The following is a 21,955-nucleotide window of genomic DNA, read 5'->3' on the forward strand; positions in this document are numbered from 1 at the left end:
TATCGAAATGGCAACCTATTACAAGAAATAGTTTCATTATTGAACCGCCGTATACGAGACCCGTACGTACGGTGGTGTGAGAGGTGCAACGTGAATTTATTGTTCACGTCCACCTACTCGATTGTGTAGCGTATTTTTAAATTCTCTTTGTTAATTTACCTAACCTTAAATAATTTTCTGATTCTATAAAATTAATTTTCTGTTTAATACTATATTCCTCTAATTCACCCATATTATTCATTCCTCTTATTTCTTCATCTAAACTTTTTTCATACCAATCAACAGGTAATTTAGCTTTTCTCAATATATCAATTAATATTTTTTCTAATTTCGAATTTATTTCTACTAAATAATCGTTAATATATAAACCTCCTGGACAGTATCCTTTTTCATAATTTTCAGACTCTAAAGCATTATCAACAATTCTAATCCACAAGTTTATTTTTTCTCCTTCGCAATAAAAAGAACTTCTTCCTCCATCTAAAATTCTAGAATTAGTTATTCTAAAAATAGTTTCAGTACTTAAATAATCTTCTAATAAATATTTAATTTCTTTCATTATTTTTTAAATGCTACACAACTTGCGTATAAACGGAATTCCGTTTATTTCCATTATATCCACAATGCTAATTTTTATTAAAATTAATGAATATCGCAATATTTTTGCTGCAATTTAGATTTTTAATGACTAAAATCAAAATCATCTATCTGATTTTTATTTGGTTTAAACTAACTGTTGTTTTTACAGCAAATCCACTTGAAGAAACAGAAAAGGAAGAGGAAGGAACAACTGAGACACTTGAAGGAACGGAAGAGTAAGTAGAAGGAATCACTCCGACAGTTGTTGTTACGACAAATCCACTTGAAGGAACAGAAAAGGAAGAGGAAGGAATAAGGGAGACACTTGAAGGAATAGAAGAGTGAGTAGAAGGAATCACTCCGACAGTTACATTTATGACAAATTTACTTGTTTTTAGTGCTGAGTGCCTTCGAGAGCCTCAGGTACCAACCTTCGAGAGCCTCAGGTACCAACCTTCGAGAGCCTCAGGTACCAACCTTCGAGAGCCTCAGGTACCAACCTTCGAGAGCCTCAGGTACCAGTAAATTACTTAGGGGGCCTTCGACTACGCTCAGGCACCAACGAAAGCTTCAGGTTTCTTCGTGTTTCTTTGCGAAAGGGATTGAAATGGAAAGCTTTTGTTTTTTCAAAAATTAGAAGTTCTTAAGAAATGGAGGCGACCTAAGAAGCCCACGGATTCTTTAGAAATTCTTTTTTTGAAAAACAAAAATTGGAAAGAAAAGCCCGACCTTTTTTGAGTTTTAGAAAACGAAAAATAGGATTCGCCCAAAATATAAATAGAACAATATTGGTCAATTTTCTATATTTGCCGCTATGAAAAATATCAAACCCCTAATGTTTGTTGGAACAGGTTCGGATGTTGGAAAGAGTGTTTTGGTGACAGGAATTTGCAAAGCTTTGAAGCGAAGAGGATTTCAGCCAGCACCTTTTAAAGCACAAAATATGTCGCTAAACAGTTATTCGACTCCTGACGGTTTTGAAATTGGAAGAGCACAAGCTGTGCAAGCCGAAGCGTGTGAGATTTCTTGTCACACAGATATGAATCCGATTTTGTTAAAACCAAGTTCAAAGAATAAATCTCAGATTGTTTTGAATGGAAAACCAATTGGTAGCCAAACTGCGAAAGATTATTTTTTAGGAAATAATAAAACGGCACTTTTTGAGGAAGCAAAAAAGGCTTTTGGACGTTTGGAACAAAAGTATTTTCCGATTGTGATGGAAGGAGCAGGAAGTATTAGCGAGCTGAATTTGAAACATCGAGATATTGTGAATATGCGGATGGCACAAGCTGCAAATGCGAATGTGTATTTGGTTGCGGATATTGATAAAGGTGGAGTTTTTGCGAGTGTTTATGGTACGATTGCTTTGTTGGAAGAATGGGAGCGAAAATTGGTGAAAGGAATCATTATCAATAAATTTCGAGGAGATATTAGGCTTTTTGAGGAAGGAATTAAGATTATTGAAGACTTGACAAAAATTCCAGTGTTGGGTGTTGTGCCTTTTGCGCAGGATATTTATATTGAAGAAGAAGATTCGGTTGCGCTGAAAAATAAGAATAAAAAAAGTAGTGAAGGAGCAGTGAATATTGCTGTGATTCATTATCCATATATTTCGAATTACACTGATTTTAATGTTTTAGAAAAGCAGAAAAATGTGCATTTGTATTATACTTCTTCAGAGAAAGAAATTGCAAAAGCAGATGTGATTATTTTGCCTGGAACGAAGAATACGATTCATGATTTACAGTTTTTGAAAGAGAAAAAAATAGATATTCTTTTGAAAGAATTGGAAGAAAAAGGAAAAACGATTATCGGGATTTGTGGAGGATATCAGATGCTTGGAACGGAGATTTCGGATCCTTTTCATGTGGAAGGTTCTGTAGAAAAAATCGAAGGAATTGGGATTTTTCCGATTCAGACTATTTTGAAAGAAACAAAAATTACGGAGCAAACGAATTTTAGTTTTAAAAATTATGAAAAATCTTGTGTGGGTTATGAAATTCATATGGGAGAAACTACGTTGGATGAAGCTTCTATATTGAATAAGACAAAGGAAGGAAATAAGTCGGAAGGATATCAGAAAACAGAAAATTGTTGGGGGACTTATATGCATGGGATTTTGGATAATGAGGTGGTGATAAATGATATTTTGAAACCTTTTCAGGAAGAAGAAATCTTTTTTAATTATAAAGAATATAGAGTAGAAAATTATCAGAAATTGGCAGATTTGTTAGAAGAAAGTTTGAATTTTGATCAGATTTTAAAAGATATGGAAGGATGATACACGGACATGGAGATGATTTGTATAAATATAAGACAGAGATAAAAGCCAATTTTAGTTCTAATGTTTATGCGAAAGGAATTTCGGAAACTTTGAAGAAATATTTAGAAAGTAGCATTTCGAAAGTGCAGAATTATCCGAATCCAGAAGGAAATGATTTACAGCGAAAAATTGAGCAATTTTATAGTTTATCTGAAAATAATGCAGTAGTTACAAATGGAGCTACAGAAGCTTTTTATTTGATTGCGCATATTTTTCAAAGAAAGAAAGCTTTGATTTTGACGCCAACTTTTGCAGAATATGAAAGTTCCTGTTCGATTTTTGATTTGGAGATGCATTTTCAGGATCGAAAACAATTTACTGGTGAAAATATTCAAGAAGATTTGGTTTTTATTTGTAATCCGAATAATCCGACAGGGGAGATTTTTTCGATTTCATTTATTGAAAAAATCTTGAAAGAAAATCCGAAAACGTATTTTGTGCTGGATGAAGCTTATACAGATTTTTGTGAAGAAGAAGTTTCGGTTTTAAAATTACTTTCTACTTATTCAAATTTGATTCTTGTAAAATCGCTGACAAAAGTTTTTGCGATTCCAGGTTTGCGTCTTGGTTTTATTTTGTGTTCAGAAAGAATTCAAAAAAGAATTTTGGGAAAGAAAATGCCTTGGAGTGTAAATGCTTTGGCTTTAGATGCGGGAAAATATATTTTTGATCATTTTGGTGAAATTAAAAAAGATTTTCAAGTAGATTTTGAAGCGAAAAAAAGTTTAGAAAGAGAAATTCAAAAAATAAAAGGATTTGAAGTTTTGCCAACAAAAACAAATTATTTTTTGGTGAAAATGAAAGAACCAAAAGTTTTTCAATTGAAAGAAGAATTGGTGAATCAGCATCAAATTTTGATTAGAAATGCTTCAAATTTTCGAGGATTAGATGCGCATTATTTTAGAATAGCATCACAATCTGAAGCGCAAAATCAATTATTAATTCAAGCTTTAAAAGAATGGAGTTTCAAGAATTTTTGATCATTTTAGTTTCCGCTTATATTTTGGATTTAATCTTTGGAGATCCACGTTGGTTGCCACATCCAATTCGAGTTTATGGAAATATGATTTCTTTTGGAGAAAAACTTTTGAATAAAGGAAAAAATAGAATCTTTAAAGGATTTTTATTGGTGATTTCAAGTATGATTTTAGTAGGAAGTTTTTTCTTTTTTATAACGAAATTTTTAGAGCCATATCCAGTTTTTTATTACGTATTTTCTATTGTTTTTTTATTTTATGCTTTGGCAAATAAAAGTCTTTTAGAAGAAGGAAAAGCAGTTTTTGATGCTTTAGATAAAGGTTTGGAGCAAGGAAGAAAAAGGCTTTCATGGATTGTTGGGCGAAATACAGAAAAATTGAATCCGAAACAGATTAGAACTGCTGTTTTTGAAACACTTTCAGAAAATTTGAGCGATGGAGTTATTGCACCATTATTTTATTTTGTTTTGTTTGGAGTGGAAGGAGCGATGTTGTATAAATTGGTAAATACATTTGATTCGATGATTGGATATAAATCGGAAAAATATTTTGAATTTGGAAGATTTGCAGCAAAATTGGATGATGTTTTGAATTTTATTCCTGCGAGAATTACAGCTATTATAATGTTATTAGTTACAGGGCAGATTAATAAACTAGGTTTTCTTTTTAAATATAGTAGAAATCATTCGAGTCCGAATGCAGGTTATCCAGAGTCGGCTTTGGCAGCAATTTTAAATTGTCGTTTTGGTGGACCAAATGAATATCATGGTAAAATTGTAGAAAAACCATTTATTGGAGAAAATGATCGAGATATTGAAGCGAAAGAATTTAAAAAGGTCTCCTATGTCAATCATGCGACAACTTTACTTTTTATTTTGATCAGTATTTTGATTTATTATGCAAAATAAACGATTTATCATCACAGGAGGGCCAGGAGCAGGGAAGACAACTTTATTACAAAAACTTCGAAAAAAAGGAATTTTATGCTATGATGAAATTTCGAGAGAAGTAATAAAAGAACAACAAAAAATAGGAGGAAAGGCAACACCATGGGAAGATGTGGAAGATTTTGCGAAAATTACTTTTTCAGAAATTGAAAAGCAATTGAAGAAAACACCAAATGAACTTTCTTTTTTTGATCGAGGTTTGGCGGATGTGATTGCTTATTTATCCATAGAAGGAAAAGAAATTCCAAAGTATATTTTAAATTATCCGTACCATGATTTTTATAATTCTAAAGTTTTTATTTTAAAACCTAAAAAAGAATATTATAAACAAGATTCGCAACGTCTTCAGAGTTTTGAGAAATCAATGGCTATTTATAATAAATTGTATGTTGTTTATAGTAGTTTAGGTTTTGATTTGGTTTTGTTGTGAAATTAAATTTATTAAAGTAGTATAAACTGTAATAAAATAACTTTAAAATGGGTAGTTTTCTATCATTATTATTTAAAAATAAATATTTTTGAAAAAATTAACATAAATACATGTTATTATTGATATGTTAAAAATATTAAGTTTTTATAGGGAGCTATTTTGGATATATGAGTTTTTAGAAGTTTAAATTATATAATATTTAAATTTAGTTTTTATAAAATACGTGTTTTAGTTTAATATAATACTTAAAAAGTAGAATTTAAAATAATATCTATGTTAAAATTGTATATTTGCTGCAAAAATTAAATCTTTTTATTATGATTAAAAAAATTACTACTGTTTTTACTTTCGCAGCTGTAGCACTTTTATCAAACAATGTTAATGCGCAAACAACTCATTTCACTGAAGACTTTGAAGGTGGATCAACTGGTTGGAGTTTAACAAGTGAGGATACAGATAATGTTTCTTGGGATATTTATGATTGGACTAATGGAGGACAAGCAGGACCAAATGGTCAGTTTGGAACTCAATCTTTAGTTTCTTTTTCTTCAAATCAAGGAACTGCAATTAATCCAAACAATTTAGCAATTTCTCCATCAATTAGTATTCCAGCTGATAATGCTGATGGAAAAAGATTGAAGTTTACTGTTGCTGCAGGTTCTGCTGATAACTTTGCTGAGACTGTTTCTGTATATGTAACTACTTCAGATGATCCTACTACTATTTTAGCTGCTGATCCTGTATTTGAAGCAACTTTTGAAGATGCTTTCATTAGAACAGAAGTTATTGATGTATCAGCTTTTGCTGGTCAAGATGTTCACATTACTTTCCGTCACCACACAGCTACTGCACAATTAGCAGTTGTATTAGATAATGTTTCAGTTTCTACTTATGATGCTTATGATGTAGAGATGACAGAAGTAAACTTATCTAAATATAACGAATTAAATGCTGAAGCGCCTGTAAGTTTCTTAATTAAAAACTTAGGAGCAGAAGATTTAAATTCAGTTACTTTAAAATGGTCTGATGGTGAGACTGAATATGAAGAGACTTTCACTTTTGATACACCAGTACCAACAGAAAGTTTTGCATTCATTTCTAATGAAGAAGGTAATAGTTATTACTCATTCACAGAGCAAGCTTCTTATTCTGAAGTTGTAAATAAAGATATCACAGTATCTGTTGTAAATATCAATGGAACTGAAACTGATATGAATACTGATAATGATGAAGCTTCATCTAAGTTTATTACAGTAAGTTCTAAGCCAAGTAGAAAAGTATTTATTGAGGCATTAAATGGAACATGGGCTGGAGATGTTACTACTTCTGGAGATGTTTTAGCTACTCTTACAGGAGATAATTTTGCTGGAGTTTCAGTGCATGCTCCTTCTAATACAGATACAGATCCATTAGCTTATGTAGATTATTTACAAAATGTTACAGGATTAACAAACTTAACTCAGTATAAAGTTGATAGAATTGCAAACAACTTATCTGTAGATAGTCAATCAACTGCTGATTATTTAGATATGGAAGAAGCAATTACTGAAGCTTCAGATTTTGTAGTTCCAGTAACTATTTCTGCTGAAACAAATGGAAGTTCAGATGATGTTTCAATTGAATTAACTGCGAACTTCGTTTCTACAATGCCAGATGCTGATTTAAGATTTGCAGTAATCTTAACAGAGGATGATGTTGATGCAAACGGAGAATCTTATGATAACGTTGCAAGAGAAATGATTTTAGGTGAGTATGACGGTGTTGAAGGATCAATTGCTGGTGCTGATATCGTTGATGGTCAATCTAAAACTCATACATTTAACTATTCTTTAGGAAATGGATTTGATTTTAACAAAGTTAATATTGTTGCTTTAGTAATCGATGCTGAAACAGGAAGAGTATTAAACTCTGAAAAAATCTATTTAGATAGATGGTTAGATACTGAAGAGCAAACAATCGAAACTATTGGATTAAAAGCATTCCCTAACCCAGCTTCAGATGTATTAAATGTATCTTTTGATGGACAAGGAGATTATTCAATCACAATTACTGATATGTTAGGTAAAAAAGTATTCTCTCAAAAGTATACTAACTTAAAAGGAGCTCAATCTATTGCTTTACCAGTTTCTAACTTAGAAACAGGAAACTACATTTTAAATGTACACAATGGATCTTCTTCTAACATCCAAAAAATATCTATCAAATAATATTTGATAAAAAATATATCTTCACTACCTCAGAGTTTACCGGCTCTGAGGTTTTTCTTTTTATAAAATAAATTCTAATAAACGTTTTCTTATTCGTAATTTTGAAACAAATTTCAGATGTATGCAAAATTATATTTCGAGTACGCAAAATTCGAGAGTTAAAGAAATTATTCAGTTAAAAGAAAAATCGAGAATTCGTAAGAAAAAAGGAGAGTTTGTAGTAGAAGGACAAAGGGAAATTTCTCTTGCGATGAGTGGAGGATATGAAATTAAATCTATTTATTTCTACAAAAATATTATTTCTTTAGAAGAAGTAAATTCATTAATCAATGAGGAGAATTCAGTTCAGATTTTTGAAATATCTAAAGAAGTTTATGAAAAAGTTGCTTATCGTGAAACTACTGAAGGAGTTTTAGCAATTTTAAAAACAAAAGAAAATACACTTCAAAATATTCAATTCAAATCTAAAAATCCACTAATTTTAATTGGAGAAGGAATTGAAAAACCAGGAAATATCGGAGCTTTACTCCGTACTGCAGATGCTTCAAATTTGGACGCAGTGATTATTGCAAATCCAAAAGCGGATTTTTACAATCCTAATGTTATTCGATCTAGTGTTGGTTGTGTTTTTACAAATCAATTGGCTAGTGGGACTACAGAAGAAGTAATTTCTTGGTTAAAAGAAAATAATATTCAAATTAATTGTGCTGCGCTTACAGCTTCAAAACCTTATCATGAAATTGATTTTACAGGAGGAACTGCAATTGTTGTAGGAACAGAAGCAACAGGACTTACAGACGAATGGTTGGAAAATTCTACACAAAATATCATAATTCCAATGCAAGGAAAAATTGATTCGATGAATGTTTCTGTAGCAGCAGCAATTGTAATATTTGAAGCAAAAAGACAACGAAATTTTAAATAATCTTATGGATCCAAAAATTGTTTTTTACATCATTATAGGAATTATTATCCTAAATTTTTTATTTGATAAAATCATTGGTTACTTGAATGGAACAAAATACGATGCTCCAATTCCAGAACTTTTGAAAGATGTGTATGATGAAGAAGAGTACAAAAAATCACAAGCTTATAAAAAAGAAAATTCAAAGTTTTCGAATATTTCAGGCTTAGTTTCTATTGCTGTTACTTTGGCTTTTTTCTTTCTTGGTGGTTTTCCTTGGGTGGATGGAATTGCTCGTTCTTTTTCGTCGAATGAAATTGTGATTACGCTAATTTTTATGGGAGTTATTTCTCTGGGGTCAAGTATCGTTTCTCTTCCTTTTTCTTATTACCACACTTTTGTAATTGAAGAAAAGTTTGGTTTTAATAAAACAACAAAGAAACTTTTTTGGTTAGATTTAATCAAAGGACTTTTTCTTGGTATGATTTTAGGAGGTGGAATTCTGACATTAATAACATGGTTCTACGAAGAAGTTGGGCAAAATTTCTGGATTTATGCTTGGATTTTAGTGAGTATCGTTTCTGTTTTTATGAATATGTTTTATTCAAAATTAATCGTACCACTTTTCAATAAGCAAACTCCTTTAGAAGATGGAGAGTTAAAAGACGAAATCACTGCTTTTGCTAAGAAAGTAGGGTTTACAATTGATAAAATCTTCGTAATTGATGGTTCAAAACGTTCCACAAAAGCAAATGCTTACTTTTCTGGGTTTGGAAGAGAGAAAAGAATTGTTTTATATGATACTTTAATTAACGATTTGGAAACAAAAGAGATAGTAGCAGTTTTAGCTCATGAAGTTGGTCATTACAAAAGAAAGCATATAATTTTTAACCTAATTCTATCGATTTTACTAACAGGTTTTACGTTATTTATCTTATCTTTATTGGTGAATAAACCAATATTTTCGGAGGCTTTAGGAGTTTCTATTCCTAGTTTTCATGTTGGTTTAGTTGCATTTGCTATTTTATATTCTCCGATTTCTGAAATCACTGGAATTATCATGAATGTGATTTCAAGAAAATTCGAATATCAAGCAGATGATTATGCAAAAGATCATTACGAAGGAAAATATTTGATTTCCTCACTAAAGAAATTATCGAAGAATAGTTTAAGTAATTTGACTCCTCATAAAGCAATGGTTTTTGTTCATTATTCTCATCCACCATTATTGGCTAGAGTTCAGAATTTACTTAAGAAATAATGCAACAACTTGTTTGTTTGAACTGATTAAAAAAAATGAATGTATGGCGTACAATGTTTCCATAGAAGAAGAAAATAAAGAAATCGCAAAACGATATAAAGATTTGCTAAAAGGAACGTATCAAAAACTTTCGGAAGACGATAAAAAGTTAATCCGTAAAGCATTTGATTTGGCCTTAGAAGCACATAGCGAGCAAAGAAGAAAATCAGGTGAGCCGTATATTTACCATCCGATTGCTGTAGCAAAAATTGTTGCTTACGAAATCGGATTAGGAGCTACTTCAATTGCAGCTGCACTTTTACACGATGTTGTAGAAGATACAGATTATACAATTGAAGATATGGAGCAACTTTTCGGAGAAACGATTGCAAGAATTGTTCATGGATTGACTAAAATTTCAAATTTTGATCATTCACAGGATATTTCGATTCAAGCAGAGAATTTCCGTAAGATGCTTCTGACTTTAAATGATGATGTTCGTGTGATTCTTATCAAAATCGCAGATAGATTACACAACATGCAAACAATGGATTCGATGCCTCCTCACAAACAGTTGAAGATTGCTTCGGAAACATTATTCATTTATGCGCCACTAGCACATCGTCTTGGACTTTTTAATATCAAAACAGAATTAGAAGATTTAGGTTTAAAATATACAGAGCCGGAAGTTTATAATGATATTGTTGAGAAATTAAAAAATGAAAGTGAAGATCGTCAAGCTTATATCGATTCTTTTTCAAATATTATTCGTGAATCTTTAGATAACGAAGGTTTTGAATACAACATTAAAGGTCGTACAAAATCTATTTTCTCTATTCGTAAAAAGATGCGAAAACAGGGAGTGACTTTCGATGAGGTTTATGATAAGTTTGCTATTCGTATTATTTATGACTCTTCGAATAAAAACGAAAAGTTCGATGCTTGGAAAATTTATTCGATTGTGACAGATAATTTTCAGCCTAACCCTAGCCGATTACGTGATTGGATTACACAACCAAAATCTACTGGTTATGAATCTTTACACATCACCGTAATGGGGCCAAATGGAAAATGGGTTGAAGTGCAAATTCGTTCGGAAAGAATGGATGAAATTGCGGAAAAAGGTTATGCTGCACATTATAAATATAAACACGGAAACACAAAAGAAAGTGGATTAGAAGAGTGGTTAAATCGATTAAAAGATACACTTGAAAACCCAAATATGAGTGCGGTTGATTTTGTAGAAGATTTTAAGTTAAATCTTTATTCAAAAGAGATTTTCGTATTTACACCAAAAGGAGAATTGAAAGCTTTACCAAAAGATGCTTCTGCTTTAGATTTTGCATTTTCTATTCATACACAAGTTGGAATGCAATGTCGTGGGGCTAGAGTTAATGGGAAATTAATGCCAATTAGCCATGTACTTCACAGTGGAGATCAGGTTGAGATTCTTACTTCTTCAAGTCAAAAACCAAATGTTCGTTGGCTAGATTTTGTTGTTACAGCTAGAGCAAGAACTCGTATTAAAACAGCATTAAAAGAAGAAGAGAAATTAATAGCTAAAGACGGTAAGGAGATTTTAGAAAGAAAACTGAAACATTTAAAGGTGACGCTTTCTGAAAAAGTAGTGAATGAAATGGTAAATCATTTTAAACTAAAAACTAGTTTAGATTTATTTTACCGTGTTGGAGTTGGTTCTATTGATAATAAGCAAATCAAGGAGTTTGTTAGTAAAAGAAGTAACGCATTTATTTCATTCTTTAAGAATAAGATTAAGAAATCTTCTGCAAACGAGAATATTGCTAAGGAAGAAATCAATCAGAATTTCGATTTATTAGTTTTTGGTAATGAAGAAGAAAGATTAGAATATACTTTTGGTAAATGTTGTAATCCAATTCCAGGAGATAAAGTTTTCGGATTTATTACTGTAAATGAAGGAATCAAAGTTCATAAGGTGGATTGTCCGAATGCGATTAGCATGCAAGCAAATCATGCTTACCGTATTTTAAAAGCAAAATGGATTGACTCGTCAAGACAAGAATTCTCTGTAATACTTCATATTACCGGAACGGACAAAGTTGGTTTAATTGGGCAGCTTACAAGAGTTATTTCTAACAATATGAATGTAAACATTCAAAGTATTAATATTGCAGGAAATGACGGAATTTTTGAAGGGAAAATCACAGTTGTGGTGAAGAATAATACGCAGTTAAGTAGATTGACACAAAGTATCCAGAAAATTGATGGAGTTGAGAAAATCAAACGTATTTATCAGCATTAAGAAATTACATTTTATAATAAAATAAACAAAGCCTGTAGACAATCTCTACAGGCTTTATTTTTAGAAAAACTATAATTATGGAATAAAAAAAGGATTCCAAAAAAGGAATCCTTCTAAAAACTAGGGGTGGAAGACCGGATTCGAACCGGCGACCTCCGGAACCACAATCCGGCGCTCTAACCAACTGAGCTACAACCACCATTTATAAAACAAAAGCTGTATGTTTTTGTAATACGGGTGCAAATATACAGCTTTTGATGATACTTGCAAGCTTTTTTATTAAAAAATATCACTTAAATTTTTCACTGCAATGTAACGTTCTGTAATGAAGCCTTCTGCATAATCAACATTTACAAGCCTTCCTAAATCTTGTGCGCGATATTTGATACTTTCTAAGAAATTCTGACTTGAAATTGGAGAAGAAGGTTCTTTACTGTCTGGATCAAAGAACTGACTTTTGTAAGCTAAAACAGCTTCTAGCTTTTTATCAATGAAACCTGTTACATCTACCACAAAGTCTGGCTCCAAAGGTTGCCATTGAATGTAATGATATACTTGTTTTGGTCTCCAAGCCTCTTGTTGTACGCCTTCATGCTCTGTTTCTATTCTTCTTAAACCAGAAAGAAAACAAGCAGCAGAAGCTAATTTATTTCCTTTTCCATGATCAATATGTCTATCTTGAGAAGGGTTTAAAAGAACGATATCTGGTTGGTATTTTCGAATTCTTTTAATGATTTCAATTTTATGGTCTTTATTGTCATGTTCAAAAAAACCATCCGCAAAACCTAAGTTTTCTCTTACACTTAAACCAAGAACTTTAGCAGCAGCTTTCGCTTCTTCATCTCTAATTTCCGCACTTCCTCTTGTTCCAAGTTCCCCTCTTGTAAGATCTAAGATTCCTACTTTTTTTCCTGAAGCAATTTCCTTCGCAATTGTAGCAGAACAACCTAATTCTACATCATCAGGGTGCGCTCCAATTGCTAATATATCTAGTTTCATAATTGTTTAATTTAAAAAACAAAAGTAACGAGAATTATAGCGATTTACAATAAATAGCATTTTAGAGAAGATTTAAAACAAAAAAATCCTGCTTCACAAGTGCAAGATTTATATATTAATTTTTGAAAAGTTTTTAGAACCTACATTCGAGTATAGACGTTTGGTTTTGGATTTTTTGCAAATAATGGGGTTAATATTAATTTATCTTTCTTTAAATCAATATTGTATTTGTATTGTCCAATTAATAATTTAATTCTCAAAATGAATTCTTTACCGTTTACATGATCAATATAATAATCATCATTATCTTCAATGTCAGCATTGTAAATTGTACGAAGTAGTTTTTCATTTACAAACTCTATAGTAACATCTTTGTCTTGGTGCTTCCATTTTCCTAAGATGTCCTCTTTTATTTTTTCTAATTCAGTTTGACCAAAAGCTATTGTAGAAGTTCCTATAAAAAGAAACATAAGTAAATATTTAATTCTCCCCATGATATTTATTTTTTATGTCTTGTTAATAGTTTTTTAAGAATTTGATTTCGTGTTTTAGGATGAAATTCTAATTCTTTTTCATATTTTTAATGAAGTTATCAGCAATATAATTATTTTTTTTGAAAATAATACTATTAAAATATGATTTAATGTTAAATATTTTTCATTTATTATTTTATTGTAAGAGTAAAATAGCTAAAATGATATAAAATTGTTAATAAAGATATGAATGAGAAAATCCCAATTTATTTTGTTCCAGGTTTGGCAGCAAGTCCAAAAATTTATGAGTATTTACATTTACCAGAAGATAAATACGAATGTATCTTTTTAGAATGGATTATACCTACAAATAGAAAGGAATCAATTTCTGATTATGCAAAAAGATTATGTAAGCAAATAACATACGAAAATCCAGTTCTGGTAGGTGTTTCTTTTGGTGGAATCATGGTGCAAGAAATGAGTAAAATTGTTTCGGCAAGACGTGTAATTATCATTTCTAGTATCAAATCCAATAAAGAATTTCCTTTAAAACTAAAAATCATACGAAAACTAAAATTATACCGTTTAGTTGCGCCAAGAGCTTTCCAAGATTTAGAGAAAATAGGTTCTAAATATTTCAATAAAAAAGCACAAAAACGAATGGAACATTACAAGAAGTTCCTTTCTGTTAGAGATCCGAGATATATCGATTGGGCGATTCATACCGTACTTCATTGGAATCAAAAAGAAGTTTTAAGCATCGTAAAACATATTCATGGTGATCAAGATTTTATTTTCCCAATAAAATATATCAACGATTGTTTTGTCGTAAAAGACGGAACGCACGCCATGATTATCGAAAAACACAAAAAAGTGAAAAATATAATGCTAGAAATAATGGAATAGAAGTATGATAAGTTTCTGATACAAATAAATATTTAGGAGCTTCCCCTCAATTTTTCGACTTCGTTACACTTCGCTCAGTATTCGGGTCGGGCTTTCCGCTATATCTTTTTTGCTAATTCAGCTTGATGAAGAAAGCAAAAAAGGATGCCGCTGCAATCCCTAAGCCGAGTAACTGCTAAGCTTCACGTTCTAGCGTAAAAATCGTAATTTCCGGACGAACATTAAAACGAATATGTTTGATACAGCCCAAAGCTCTATTGATGTATAATTTTCTGTTTTGATCTAAAGTAAAAGCTCCAGAAGTGTAATTTTTATTTTGCACAGGAAGCATTGGAGGAGGGAGGAAAGGTGGTTTTACTTGGCCTCCATGCGTATGTCCTGAGAGAATCCAACCATGGAAATCGTTCCAAATATCCAAATCACAAACATCTGGATTATGACAAAGTGTAATGTTCGCTTTTGAAGAATCAAAATGTTGCATTGCAACTTCTGGCTTGAAATTAGTTCCCCAAAAATCATCAATTCCAATAAAATTTAGACCAGAAACTTCTTCCGAATTATTTCGTAGCATTGTAATTCCAGCTTTTTCTAGAACATTTACAGTAGCATCTGCGACATTTTTTTGCGACCAATTTGCTCCATAATCATGGTTTCCTAAAACTCCAAAAGTTCCAAGTTTTCCTTTTGTAGCATGTTTCATTACTAGATTTAATTGTCGCAATTGTCTTGGAGAATGATAAGAAGTAAAATCACCAGTATAAACAACAAAATCAGGATTAAATTCTTTGGTTTTCTCTAAAGAATCGATGATATATTGGTAATCGAATTCATCTCCAATATGTAGATCACTTATTTGAATTAAAGTTTTTCCATCTAGTTCTTCAGGAAGATTTTTCAATGGCATTTTTTGCTGAGTAAATTCTAACCAAAAAGGTTCGATATTCCAAGTATATAATCCAACACCAATTCCTAAACCAAGGGTTCCAAGTATCGATTTTTTTAGAAATTTTCTTCGTTTCATTTTGATAAAGTCTATTTCTTATTTTAAAAACTGAAATATTATTTTTTTAATTTTAGGTTTGAACAATTTTTAGAATCTATTTTCAATTTAAAACAAAGAAAATTAATCTTCAGAATCTATTTTTTCTTCTTTTAATAAATCCGTTTCAATTTTAAGACCTTGAATTTTCTGATAAATAGAATTATAAGGAGGGAAGTTTATTATGAATTCTTCAAATTCATAAATGTCATTAACATTATGTTTAATTCTAAAATTAGTAATCTTTTTAAAATCAGCTTCTAAGAAATTACTTTTTTCAATATCAATTTCATGAATTCCTTTTCGAAATGAGTAGGAAATGAATTTGAACTCGTCATCTGTAATTTCGATATCATAAATATAAACATCCTTATAATCAGACCAAAATCGAATTAAAAGTAAGCTTATATAAATGAATAAAATTACAATTTTAGGTGCAAATTCATTAAAAAAATAAAAATAGACAAATCCAATACTTATCACAATGAAAGATATAATATTAGGTCTAATTTTCTCTTTTTTAATTTTTTTCTTAAAAGATTTTCTGTCTTTAACAATCTCAGTATTTTCACCAAGAATTTGAGCTACATTTTTTTCAAAGTCTCTTATATTACTATAAATTAGATCTGTTGTTGAGGGAGCATCTATCAAAAAAATAGTCTTCCATGAGACAATATTTACTTGATGTTTGATTGTAAATTCATTATTTCTATAAAACACCTCGTGTAAATCTTCTTTTAGAACTATTAATTCTTGAATTCCTTTAAAAAAGGAGTAATAAATGAACGTAAATTTATCTTCCTCATTTATTATTTTTAAGATATAGAGGTTTTTATATGTGGCTTCCCTGATAAGCCAAAAAAAATAAAAACTAAAGGTTAATATTAGACCGATTTTTCCAAAACCTTCTTCATAATTTATTAAAAAATAAGGAGCAATTAAAAAAAATAATAAAGACTTAGAGATATCTAAAATTATCTTTTTCTTCCATTTTTTAGTTTTCTTTTCAAATTCTTTTTTCATAAAGTTTTTCTCTTATTTCAAAAGTCAATTTATTAATCTTTTTCAAATCTGGTTTTTCAGATAAAGTTGAAATCTCAAAAGCAGTTTCTAGCTCTTTTTGTTTTTCATTTGCTAAATTTAGTAAATAATCATAATCAAATTCTCCTGATTTGATTTTTAAAAGAAATTCTCTATTCGGCCTTTTTACATTCACTTTTTCTTCTTTTGCTATTTCAATTGCCATTTCCAACAAACGAAACACATGCATCATGTTTTTTGCATCGTAATTTTTTCCATGATTTTGTGTGTTTTCATATCTGCTTTCATTTCTTTTTTCCACCCAATCCCAATATTCACGATATTCTTTACAATACGAAGAATAACCATCTTTATTAAAGAAAAACAAAGCTTCTTGCTTTTCTTCTTTTGGAATAGAACTCAATGAAATTTCATTAGCATTTTCATTTTTCATAATTCCTTTATAAATCTTTTTTTCAGAATGATAAAGGCCAAAAACGTTTTGCATATGCGGAATATTTACCAAACCACAATTTTCTTGTTTCCAGTTTTTAAGTTCTAAATATTTTAGAAGTGAAATCGAACCTTGCTCATGATTTACATAGCAAAAATGAAGAATGTTTTTTCGTTCTTTCGCTACAGGATTCACGATTTTTTTCTTCAATCCTTTTGCTTTTTTTATTTGAGATAAAGCAAATTTTCCGAAAGTTTTACTACAAAGTTTTGACAGAAAATATTCTGATTTCAACTCTTCAAAAACAGGATTTTTATAAATAATCGATTCTTCTGGAGTGTTTAATAATTCCAAAATATTCGGATTGTTTACAGAAAGTAATTCCATAAAACGATTGAATTCGTAAAAAACAATATCATTCGTTTCATTTGCAATTTGCGGAATGTAATTTAAACCATAATATTCTTCTTTTGGAAGCAGAAAAACTCCTTTTATATCTGTGTCAGAAGTAGGTGTGTTTAGTCCGTAGGCTCTGCTACCACTGATACATTCTAAAATTATCCAACCTTTTGTTCTTAATTCTTCAATGGTCATCTTTTATTAAATTTTAAATTTGTTCGACTTTACTTATAAGCCTATAATTTTTATCAAAATAAACTCGATAATAAGAATTTCCTTTTCTGAGAATTAAACAAAATTTATTAACATCATAACCGATCAATTCTAGCTTTTCTTCTAATAAAGATTCTTGAAATTTATGGTAGATTTTTTTATTTAAATAATATTCATTTGAATAATTAGTTTGTTTATATGCAGCAGAAAATACCATTAAAAACTTTTCTAATTTTGTTATTTCTTTAAGTTTATAATGCCCGTATAAATTACCTTCTTTGTTTTTAACATTAAAAATAAAATTTGTGTTAAGCATATCCATATTTGCATTATCAAAACAAACTTTTGATAAAAAAGGAAGTCGGTAAGTGAAATATTCATCTTCTATGATAGAATCAATCATAATATCCATTTTATTAATGTCGTATTGGATATTTTCTACTTTAAATACATGATTAAATTTAGATTGAATATTTTTTAATTTAGATTCACTTAAAGTAGTTTCATCTGAATACTTACAAGAAGTAAATAGTGAAATAATACAAAGTATAATTAGTTTTATTTTCATGTGGTATTTTAATCTAAAGTTTTTATAAAGAATTTGTTTAATTCGTCCATATTTCCATTTCCAGAAGGAAGTTTTTTCGCTTCTTTTTTTGCTTTATCCAGTGTTTCTTTGATGTATTCAAATAAAATTTCTTCTCCAGAATGAAAATAAGACTCGTTTTTTGTTGCTTTCAAATCGATTAATTCTAAAATTCGATTTTTAATACTTTCTGAAATAGAAATTCCATCTAAAACTTCTGTGAAAACAATTGGAGGAATTTCATTTCTTTCCAAAATCCATTGACAAGAAGCAGTAGACCTTAAAACATAAAACAATTTTTTTAGTTTATAAGATTCCGAATTTAGTTCACGAAACATTCCTTTTGCCAAATTCAAATGATGATGCATCGTTGCAATTTTTGAATAAGAATTTTGTGCTAGTTTCTTTATTTCTTCTACAAATTCTTTGTTTTCTTTATAAATAATTGGTGATTGAATTCTTTCCAACATAGAAACATTTGATTTGAAAAGAAGCTTCAAACTTTTGCGTAAATCCCAACCAGTAATGTCAATTTCATTTTCTTCAAACATTAAATCAATGGAATCTTTTTGTTCACTCAAACTCAAATACCAATTTTTCTCATGTTTATAAATAATTCGAATATCAAAATCGCTATCTGGCGAAGGAAACCCCCAAGCACGAGAACCTGTTTCGCAAGCAAGTAAAATTTGAATATCTTTTTCCTTTTCTAATTTTTCTAAATAATATGGTATTTTTTCTTTCATTTTGACTTTTTATTTTTGCAATTTCTTGTTTGCAAATATAGAAAAGCTAAAATCATTTTATACGCATCCATTGATTTTTCAATAACTGAGCAGAATCTTTTGGAAGAAATCTATTTAACAGAAAAATCTGTGTTTAAAATTTTTGTTCTATTAAATTAAATTTCATGTGTCCACATCTACCATATAAAACTTGAATTGTGGAATCTTGAAGTTTTAGACATTCAATAAATTTACTTTCATATTTTTTCCATGAAATATTTTTTAAATTATTTCCACTACACCTTTTTACTAAGCTAATTATATATTGATCATTTTGAAAAATAAAGCCACCACTTTTTACTCCTAAATTCATAGAGTTTTTTCGAATTTCACTATCTGTTTCGAAATTATCATTATTCACTTTTTGATTCATTTTTTTTAATAGATTGAAGGAATTTTTTGCAGATTTTTTAGTGTTATATTCTAGAAGGACAACATCAAATTGTTCGTAATAAAGCTTTTGATATTTTTCTATTTTTTTGTTTCCATAAATAGTTATTTTATTTAAATCAATTTTTGAGAAAGATTTAGTGTAGGGTGAATAGTAATTCTCTTGAGGATATAAATCTATTATAGCATAGTCATTTTTATACATCAATTTCAAAAATGTAATAATTTCTGAATTAAAATCTTTTTTAACGTTTTTTTCTTTAGTTAAAGGATTTTCTTTAGTTTTTATATTATTTACAGGTGATTCTGTAGGTTGTATTTCAGGTTCTCGTTTATCATTTTGACAACTAAGAAATAAAATAGTAAGAACAATAAATAGTAATTTTTTTTTCATGAAATAATGTTTTATTTTTTGATAAAAGATATCTCGAAAATTAAATATTATTTTTTAAGATTAAAGAAAATAATAATTTTCTCATGTTTAATTTTTTAAACTTTTAATAGCATTTTCAATTTCTTCTTTTGTCGTTTTTTTGAAATTTAAAAATATCTCCATTTGGTTTTGATTGGTTTCAAAATCCAATTCACAAAAAGTAAGTCCAATATTGTTGATGGAATAAGCTAAGATTTTTACTTCTACATCTTTTGGTATTTGTATGGTGTTACTTTTTTTACCATAAAAATGGTCTAAAACAACCATCTCATCTTTGAAAACAAGAAATATTTTTGCGAAATTTATTTTTTGTTTAGAATTCAAAGTTAAGGGTATTGTAGTAGTGAATTTTCTGAAATGATCAATATTATACCAACCCAATTCTAAAAGTTTGATTTCCTCATAAAAAGTATTCTTCAATTTTTTTGAGCTTTGGTTTAAAGTTCCTTTTTTCTTATAATAGACTAATGTAAATGGTCCCTCAGATACAGAGTCTAGTTCATAATTTGGATCATTTTCATAATCGTAAAAAACTTCATCTTCCAGAATTTCTTCCTCTGTTGTAATTTTATTAATAGAATTTGATTTTGTAATTTGTTCTTTTAAATCTTTTTGAAGAGGTTTCCAATTCATTTGATTTAATTCATTTCTATTTCCTTTAAATAGTTCCATTTTTTTCTCTGATATTTTAGGAAATTGAACAGAAATTCCATCTTTAATAATTTCAAGTTGTTTACCTTCAGAAGTCATATTAATAAAATAAGAACCACCAGATTCTAAGATTTTTCCATTCGAAACAGTTTGTAAATTATTCAAAACAAATTCGTATTTTTCAGTAGCTTCTATAATTTCTACCGTAATACTATCTCCTAATTTTGAATTATCAATTGTTTTTAAGTTTGCAGGATTTACATTCAGAATAGTTCCTTTTTTTGTAGTAATTGTAGATTTTTTTTGAGAAGAAATTTTATAGATATCAGGTTTTAGTTTAAGTTCTTCAGTAAATTCTAATAAGGAATTGAATTCTTGTTCTAATTCGTTTGAAATAGAGTCTTGTTTTTGTTTCACTTCATTTTTTGTGTCAAGCTCAGGTTTATCATTTTGACAACTAATAAATAAAATAGAAAGTAAGATGAATAGTAAAAGTTTTTTCATAAAATAATTTATTTGGTTTTAGATTTTTTGTTATCAAAAAATATTCCAATTAAATTATTATTGCGTGTTTTTGTAGAAAGAATTGAGATTAATGTTTTTTTAGAAAATCAGCAATCATTTTATGTTGTTTGAAAATTCGTTCCATTTCTTTTTCGTCAGGTTCCAAAGTCCAAATATTATCCTGAGCAGTTCCGCCTAAAATGATTCCATCTTCTCTTGGAAACATATAAAATGTATTTTTTCCACCATTGAAAACATAAGAATAATTAATTTCTTTTTGCGGAAGTAAAACATGAAGTTGTCCTTTAGACGGAATCAGTTTTTTATCTTTGAAAAGTTCTCTAGAACCAAGACCAGTACAATTCATAATCACTTTTTCTTTCAGTTTTAAAAGTGTTTCTTTTGTGTCAAATTCTTTAATCTCAATTTTTCCTCCAGCTAAATAAAAATCTTCGATAAGCGCATTTAAATATTTTGGAGTTTGAATAACTAAAGAATACACTTCTTGAACTTTAGGAAAATCAAATAATTTTTTATCCGTATGAATTTTTAAACCAGGAAAAAGATTTTTACCTCCCCAAAAAGCAAAATTTCCATCTAAGAAATAATTTTTAATCCAAGAAACACCATAGCGTTCTCCAACCAAATCTTGGAAAATACGATGTGAAATCTGAGAAGATTCATTGAATTGTGTTAAAAAATGTTCTGAAATTTTATTTGGATCATAAGCTTGTGCTGCGGCATAATATCCACCAGCAACATTGGAAGTCGTATGTGGCGGCATTTCTTTGGTGTAAATTATTACATTATATCCTTTTTTTTGAAGTAAAATTGCAGTTGACAAACCAATGACTCCGCAACCAATCACCGCAATTATTTCTTCTTTTGGAACATCAACCATGTCTACAGCTTTTTGTGCAGTTCCCCACGAAAGAGAAATTCCACCACCGCCATGTCCATAATCATGAATAATTGTTTTGTTTTGAAATTTTTCTTTTTTCAAAACAAATCCTTCTGCTCTATAAGGTCGTAAACCAACATCATTTCGGATAATTCGTTCTTTTGAAACTTCAACAGGAAGTAATTTGAAATCGTGTAAAGGTTTGAGATTTTTGTCTTTTGAATAGGTTGTATTTGAACTTAAAAATGAGATGCCTAAAAATCCAAAAGTTCCTTTTTTTATGAAATTTCGTCTGTCGTTTGTCATGATTTAGG

The 21,955-nt window shown here is 29.5% G+C and carries 21 protein-coding genes and 1 tRNA gene; 10 read left to right on the forward strand and 12 right to left on the reverse strand.

The window, feature by feature from the left end; translation table 11 throughout:
• Nucleotides 1–136 precede the first annotated feature (136 nt).
• A complete protein-coding gene (locus I0K12_RS13740) occupies nucleotides 137–559 on the reverse strand; it encodes a hypothetical protein (protein ID WP_196888705.1) in 423 nt (140 codons plus the stop codon).
• Nucleotides 560–684: 125 nt separating this feature from the next.
• Between I0K12_RS13740 and I0K12_RS22120 the strand changes: the two genes are divergently transcribed.
• The 9 genes from I0K12_RS22120 to I0K12_RS13780 all read left to right on the forward strand — a co-directional run bounded on the left by I0K12_RS22120 (nucleotide 685) and on the right by I0K12_RS13780 (nucleotide 11,888).
• Nucleotides 685–819 carry a hypothetical protein gene (locus I0K12_RS22120; RefSeq protein ID WP_255552899.1) on the forward strand — a complete coding sequence of 45 codons (135 nt, stop codon included), beginning with the start codon at nucleotides 685–687 and terminating at the stop codon, nucleotides 817–819.
• A gap of 574 nt (nucleotides 820–1,393) precedes the next feature.
• Nucleotides 1,394–2,860, forward strand: coding sequence for a cobyric acid synthase (locus I0K12_RS13745; RefSeq protein ID WP_196888706.1), 1,467 nt, complete (start codon nucleotides 1,394–1,396; stop codon nucleotides 2,858–2,860).
• A complete protein-coding gene (locus I0K12_RS13750; protein ID WP_196888707.1) occupies nucleotides 2,857–3,882 on the forward strand; it encodes a pyridoxal phosphate-dependent aminotransferase in 1,026 nt (341 codons plus the stop codon). Before I0K12_RS13745 ends, I0K12_RS13750 begins: the two co-directional genes overlap by 4 nt.
• Nucleotides 3,861–4,787 carry an adenosylcobinamide-phosphate synthase CbiB gene (cbiB, locus tag I0K12_RS13755; protein WP_196888708.1) on the forward strand — a complete coding sequence of 309 codons (927 nt, stop codon included), beginning with the start codon at nucleotides 3,861–3,863 and terminating at the stop codon, nucleotides 4,785–4,787. Before I0K12_RS13750 ends, cbiB begins: the two co-directional genes overlap by 22 nt.
• Complete coding sequence (locus I0K12_RS13760; protein ID WP_196888709.1) at nucleotides 4,777–5,256, forward strand: AAA family ATPase; 480 nt, start codon at nucleotides 4,777–4,779, stop codon at nucleotides 5,254–5,256. The genes cbiB and I0K12_RS13760 overlap by 11 nt, the downstream gene beginning before the upstream one ends.
• Before the next feature lie 317 nt (nucleotides 5,257–5,573).
• Complete coding sequence (locus tag I0K12_RS13765) at nucleotides 5,574–7,463, forward strand: T9SS-dependent choice-of-anchor J family protein (protein ID WP_196888710.1); 1,890 nt, start codon at nucleotides 5,574–5,576, stop codon at nucleotides 7,461–7,463.
• A 121-nt stretch (nucleotides 7,464–7,584) separates the two neighbouring features.
• Nucleotides 7,585–8,388, forward strand: a complete 804-nt coding sequence (locus tag I0K12_RS13770) for a TrmH family RNA methyltransferase (RefSeq protein WP_196888711.1) — start codon at nucleotides 7,585–7,587, stop codon at nucleotides 8,386–8,388.
• Nucleotides 8,389–8,392: 4 nt separating this feature from the next.
• Entirely contained in the window at nucleotides 8,393–9,628 is a 1,236-nt protein-coding gene (locus I0K12_RS13775) for a M48 family metallopeptidase (protein ID WP_196888712.1), read from the forward strand.
• Between the two features lie 43 nt (nucleotides 9,629–9,671).
• Complete coding sequence (locus I0K12_RS13780; RefSeq protein WP_196888713.1) at nucleotides 9,672–11,888, forward strand: RelA/SpoT family protein; 2,217 nt, start codon at nucleotides 9,672–9,674, stop codon at nucleotides 11,886–11,888.
• Nucleotides 11,889–12,012: 124 nt separating this feature from the next.
• On the opposite strand, the gene I0K12_RS13785 is transcribed toward I0K12_RS13780, so the two are convergent.
• From I0K12_RS13785 to I0K12_RS13795, 3 genes are all read right to left on the reverse strand, one after another.
• A tRNA-His gene (locus I0K12_RS13785) sits at nucleotides 12,013–12,088 on the reverse strand.
• Nucleotides 12,089–12,167: 79 nt separating this feature from the next.
• Complete coding sequence (bshB1, locus tag I0K12_RS13790; RefSeq protein ID WP_196888714.1) at nucleotides 12,168–12,887, reverse strand: bacillithiol biosynthesis deacetylase BshB1; 720 nt, start codon at nucleotides 12,885–12,887, stop codon at nucleotides 12,168–12,170.
• Between the two features lie 140 nt (nucleotides 12,888–13,027).
• The gene (locus I0K12_RS13795) at nucleotides 13,028–13,381 is read right to left on the reverse strand and encodes a hypothetical protein (protein ID WP_196888715.1); all 354 of its coding nucleotides are present in this window, start codon (nucleotides 13,379–13,381) and stop codon (nucleotides 13,028–13,030) included.
• Between the two features lie 225 nt (nucleotides 13,382–13,606).
• Here I0K12_RS13795 and I0K12_RS13800 point away from each other — a divergent pair, with 225 nt between their 5' ends.
• Nucleotides 13,607–14,266, forward strand: coding sequence for an alpha/beta hydrolase (locus tag I0K12_RS13800; RefSeq protein WP_196888716.1), 660 nt, complete (start codon nucleotides 13,607–13,609; stop codon nucleotides 14,264–14,266).
• Between the two features lie 175 nt (nucleotides 14,267–14,441).
• On the opposite strand, the gene I0K12_RS13805 is transcribed toward I0K12_RS13800, so the two are convergent.
• The 8 genes from I0K12_RS13805 to I0K12_RS13840 all read right to left on the reverse strand — a co-directional run bounded on the left by I0K12_RS13805 (nucleotide 14,442) and on the right by I0K12_RS13840 (nucleotide 21,947).
• Nucleotides 14,442–15,287 (reverse strand): metallophosphoesterase, encoded by an 846-nt coding sequence (locus I0K12_RS13805; protein ID WP_196888717.1) that lies wholly within the window; start codon nucleotides 15,285–15,287, stop codon nucleotides 14,442–14,444.
• Nucleotides 15,288–15,389: 102 nt separating this feature from the next.
• Entirely contained in the window at nucleotides 15,390–16,328 is a 939-nt protein-coding gene (locus I0K12_RS13810; RefSeq protein WP_196888718.1) for a hypothetical protein, read from the reverse strand.
• The gene (locus I0K12_RS13815; protein ID WP_196888719.1) at nucleotides 16,312–17,373 is read right to left on the reverse strand and encodes a DNA polymerase beta superfamily protein; all 1,062 of its coding nucleotides are present in this window, start codon (nucleotides 17,371–17,373) and stop codon (nucleotides 16,312–16,314) included. The genes I0K12_RS13810 and I0K12_RS13815 overlap by 17 nt, the downstream gene beginning before the upstream one ends.
• Nucleotides 17,374–17,386: 13 nt before the next feature.
• Nucleotides 17,387–17,959: a hypothetical protein gene (locus I0K12_RS13820; protein ID WP_196888720.1), complete on the reverse strand. Its 573-nt coding sequence runs from the start codon at nucleotides 17,957–17,959 to the stop codon at nucleotides 17,387–17,389.
• An 8-nt stretch (nucleotides 17,960–17,967) separates the two neighbouring features.
• Nucleotides 17,968–18,723 (reverse strand): DNA polymerase beta superfamily protein, encoded by a 756-nt coding sequence (locus tag I0K12_RS13825; RefSeq protein ID WP_196888721.1) that lies wholly within the window; start codon nucleotides 18,721–18,723, stop codon nucleotides 17,968–17,970.
• Between the two features lie 133 nt (nucleotides 18,724–18,856).
• A complete protein-coding gene (locus I0K12_RS13830; RefSeq protein ID WP_196888722.1) occupies nucleotides 18,857–19,546 on the reverse strand; it encodes a hypothetical protein in 690 nt (229 codons plus the stop codon).
• Nucleotides 19,547–19,633: 87 nt separating this feature from the next.
• The gene (locus tag I0K12_RS13835) at nucleotides 19,634–20,740 is read right to left on the reverse strand and encodes a hypothetical protein (RefSeq protein ID WP_196888723.1); all 1,107 of its coding nucleotides are present in this window, start codon (nucleotides 20,738–20,740) and stop codon (nucleotides 19,634–19,636) included.
• Between the two features lie 88 nt (nucleotides 20,741–20,828).
• Nucleotides 20,829–21,947: an FAD-dependent oxidoreductase gene (locus tag I0K12_RS13840; RefSeq protein WP_196888724.1), complete on the reverse strand. Its 1,119-nt coding sequence runs from the start codon at nucleotides 21,945–21,947 to the stop codon at nucleotides 20,829–20,831.
• Nucleotides 21,948–21,955: the final 8 nt, after the last annotated feature.

Origin of the sequence: Aureivirga sp. CE67 (genome assembly GCF_015767245.1) — a bacterium.
GTDB lineage: Bacteria > Bacteroidota > Bacteroidia > Flavobacteriales > Flavobacteriaceae > Aureivirga.